Source organism: Streptomyces sp. HNM0645, assembly GCF_030056615.1.
GTDB lineage: Bacteria > Actinomycetota > Actinomycetes > Streptomycetales > Streptomycetaceae > Streptomyces > Streptomyces marianii.
This window is the reverse complement of sequence record NZ_JASHLT010000124.1, coordinates 1-916: the sequence shown is the minus strand read 5'-3', so window position 1 is coordinate 916 and position 916 is coordinate 1. Positions and strand designations below refer to the sequence as shown.

Sequence of the window (916 nt, the reverse complement as noted above, 5' to 3'; positions counted from 1 at the left end):
CTAGTACGAGAGGACCGGGACGGACGAACCTCTGGTGTGCCAGTTGTCCTGCCAAGGGCATGGCTGGTTGGCTACGTTCGGGAGGGATAACCGCTGAAAGCATCTAAGCGGGAAGCCTGCTTCGAGATGAGGACTCCCACCCACTTGATGGGGTAAGGCTCCCAGTAGACGACTGGGTTGATAGGCCGGATATGGAAGCCAGGTGACTGGTGGAGTTGACCGGTACTAATAGGCCGAGGGCTTGTCCTCAGTTGCTCGCGTCCACTGTGTGGTTCCCGGGTTGCGAACAGTCGCACCGGTCGAACCAGATCCACTTAATCAATTGAAAAGTGTGCTTGTTCGCTCGAACCCGATAGGGTTTCGGTGGTCATAGCGTTAGGGAAACGCCCGGTTACATTCCGAACCCGGAAGCTAAGCCTTTCAGCGCCGATGGTACTGCAGGGGGGACCCTGTGGGAGAGTAGGACGCCGCCGAACAATCTTTCAGGACCCGTGGTCCCAGCGTTCAGCTGGGACCACGGGTCCTTTTTGTTTTGTGTGTTTTCCCGAAGCGCGTCGGTCGGCCGGCTGCGCGAGAATTGACTGCGGTACTCGAAGACAGGAGCCTCACCGATGCCCACCAACTCAGCCGACGATCGTCCTGAGCGCGAGCCGCGCCGCCGAGACGGGGGCGGCGACCGGGGCGGCTATCGCGGGGGCCCGCGTCGGGACGACAACCGTGGGAGCGGCTACCGTCGCGACGACCGCGACCGTGGGGGGTCGTTCCCTCGCGACGACCGTGGCTACGGGCGCCGTGACGACCGGCGGGAGGACAGCCGCGACGGTCGCTTCCCCCGCGACGAACGTGCCTACGGACGTCGGGACGACCGGCGTGATGATCGTGGTCCGCGTCGTGATGATGACCGTGGTGGTTTCCG

2 rRNA genes and 1 pseudogene are annotated in these 916 nt (G+C 63.1%); 2 read left to right on the top strand and 1 reads right to left on the bottom strand.

Annotation, left to right across the window (positions count from 1 at the left end):
• Positions 1-249: ribosomal RNA gene (locus QMZ92_RS35905) — 23S ribosomal RNA — on the top strand; the annotation flags it as partial.
• A gap of 110 nt (positions 250-359) precedes the next feature.
• A 5S ribosomal RNA gene (gene rrf / locus QMZ92_RS35900) occupies positions 360-476 on the top strand.
• Between the two features lie 147 nt (positions 477-623).
• Here the strand turns inward: rrf and QMZ92_RS35895 are convergent.
• A pseudogene (locus QMZ92_RS35895) lies at positions 624-916 on the bottom strand (hypothetical protein); the annotation flags it as partial.